At 61.3% G+C, this 2542-nt stretch carries 3 protein-coding genes; all 3 read right to left on the bottom strand.

Annotated features, from left to right (window positions below; translation table 11 throughout):
* Window positions 1–265: 265 nt before the first annotated feature.
* Window positions 266–958, bottom strand: a complete 693-nt coding sequence (locus Q7T64_RS05510) for an ABC transporter ATP-binding protein (protein WP_370653258.1) — start codon at window positions 956–958, stop codon at window positions 266–268.
* A 5-nt stretch (window positions 959–963) separates the two neighbouring features.
* Window positions 964–1737 carry an ABC transporter ATP-binding protein gene (locus Q7T64_RS05505; RefSeq protein ID WP_304792492.1) on the bottom strand — a complete coding sequence of 258 codons (774 nt, stop codon included), beginning with the start codon at window positions 1735–1737 and terminating at the stop codon, window positions 964–966.
* A partial coding sequence (locus tag Q7T64_RS05500; protein WP_304792489.1) for a branched-chain amino acid ABC transporter permease occupies window positions 1734–2542 on the bottom strand: 809 nt, incomplete at its 5' end. The genes Q7T64_RS05500 and Q7T64_RS05505, both read right to left, overlap by 4 nt.

The following is a 2542-nucleotide window of genomic DNA, read 5'->3' as shown; positions in this document are numbered from 1 at the left end:
CCAGCGCACGCCGCATGCCCTCGGCGATTGCGCTGCGGGTCGGATGACCGAGGCCGTTTACCGGCGGATTGTTCAATGTGATGACGGCAACCGCGCCGTCTGTCTTGTATTCAGCAGTCATGTCTGTTCCTTTTTATTGGCGCGCCCTGCGCGCCATGCATGCACGGTGTCCGGCAATATACCGCACTAAAAGCACGATCGTCTTTTTCGCTGGGGAGCGGTCGCCCAGCAGTAGCCCGGCGGCAGCCCAATGGCAAACCTCCGGCTAGACCTCCAGCCACTCCCTGCGGATGCCGGCATTGGCGCGCAAGTCGGCGGGCGCACCCTCGAATACGATCGCACCATGTCCCATCACATACACGCGCTGCGAAATTTCCAGCGCGATGGCCAGTTTCTGCTCGACCAGCAGCACCGAGATGCCACGGTTCTTCAGCGCCAGCAAATACTCGGCGACCAGTTCCACGTTCTTTGGCGCCAGTCCTTCGGTCGGCTCGTCGATCATGATCAGGTCAGGGTCGCCCATCAGGGTGCGGCACAAGGTCAGCATTTGCTGCTCGCCGCCGGACAGCACGCCGGCCTGTACATGCTGGCGCTCTTTCAGGCGCGGGAACATGCGGTACATGTCGTCCAGAGACCAGCGCGACAGTCCCTTTTTTTTCTCGCCCAGCATCAGGTTCTGCTCGACCGTCAGGGTCGGGAATATGTCGCGGTTCTCGGGCACATAGCCCAGTCCCTTGTGGGCAATCTCGAAGGCCTTCAGGCCGATCATTTCACAGTCCTTGAAGCGAATCGATCCGGTCGCGCTGACCATGCCCATGGCCGCCTTCACCGTGGTCGAACGGCCGACGCCATTGCGCCCCAGCAGGCTGACGATTTCTCCTTCGCCGACGGTCAGGTCAACGCCATGCAAAACATGGCTCTTGCCGTAGTAGGCGTGCAAATCCTTGATTTCCAGCATGGCGCTCATGTCGTGCTCCCGGCCGGTGCGTGCGTGCCCAGGTAGGCTTCCTGCACCCGGGCGTTGCCGCGGATGTTGGCCGGGGTGTCGCAGGCAATCACTTCGCCGTACACCACCACGGCGATCTTGTCGGCCAGGCCGAACACCACGCTCATGTCGTGCTCCACCATCAGCAGCGTCTTGCCGACCGTGACACGGCGGATCAGTTCGACCGCATTGTCCGATTCCGAGCGGCTCATGCCGGCGGTCGGTTCATCCAGCAGGATCACATCGGCGCCGCCGGCAATCGTGATGCCGATTTCGAGTGCGCGCTGTTCTGCATACGTCAGCAGTCCCGCCGCCGTATCGCGGCGCCGCTTCAGGCCGATTTGCTCCAGCACCTGTTCGGCGCGTTCGCGCGCATCGCGCAGCCCCTCCAGCCGCTGCCAGAACGAATACTTGTAGCCCAGCGACCAGAGTACCGCGCAACGCAAGTTCTCGAACACGCTCAGGCGGTGGAAAATATTGGTGATCTGGAAGCTGCGCGACAGGCCCCGCCGATTGATTTCGAACGGACGCAGGCCGCGGATGCTTTGGCCATTGAGCAGGATTTCTCCCGACGTCATCGGAAAGCGGCCTGAAACCAGGTTGAACAGTGTCGACTTGCCGGCCCCGTTAGGGCCAATGATGGCGTAACGTTCACCCGCTGGCACAGCCAGCGAAGCGCCACGGATGATTTCGGATTTGCCGAAACTCTTGCGCACGTCGCGCAATTCGACTGCCGATGCGCCCGTGCTCATGCCTCCCCCTTTGCGATACGCGCCTCGATCTCGGTACTGACCTCGCTCCAGTCCTGCCGGAAGCGCCGCAAGGTCCACACGAACAGTGCAGCACCGATCAGGAACACCACGGCCGGGACAATCCAGTGGGACGGATTGGCGGTATCGACACCGAAACCATAAACCTTGATCAGGGTGCCACTGGCGGCATCCAGCGTCTGGTGATAAAACATTTCGATCAGCGCGGACAATCCGACAAATCCGACCAGCGCCGCCCCGCACACGGCCAGCAGGCTGTCGCGTATGCGGCCATAAAGCCCGTACTTGAGCACCCGCAAATTCAGCATGATGATGCCGGCGATGCCATAGGGTGCAAAGGTCACGATCAGGATGAAGAACACGCCCAGGTAAAGCTGCCAGGCGCGGGTGAATTCCGACAGCAGCACGGTCAGGAAGACGCCGACGATGGCGCCAATCATCGGCCCGAAGAAGAAACCCACGCCGCCGATAAAGGTAAACAGCAACACGCCGCCGGAGCGCAAGGCGCTGACGTTTTCGGCGCTGACGATCTCGAAATTGATGGCCGACAGACCGCCGGCGATACCGGCGAAGAAGGTCGACAGGATCAAGGTGAAATAGCGCACGAACTGCGTGTTGTAGCCAATGAACTCAACCCGTTCCGGGTTGTCCCGCACGGCATTGATGATCCGGCCCAGCGGTGTCTGGGTAAAGGCGAACATCGCTATCGTGCTGACGAACAGCCAGGCCGCGATCAGGTAATAGACCTGGATCTGCGGACCGTAGGTGATGCCCAGGATCGGCTGGC

Source organism: Lacisediminimonas sp. (genome assembly GCF_030645335.1).
GTDB lineage: Bacteria > Pseudomonadota > Gammaproteobacteria > Burkholderiales > Burkholderiaceae_D > Lacisediminimonas.
This window is presented reverse-complemented; position numbering and strand designations above follow the sequence as displayed.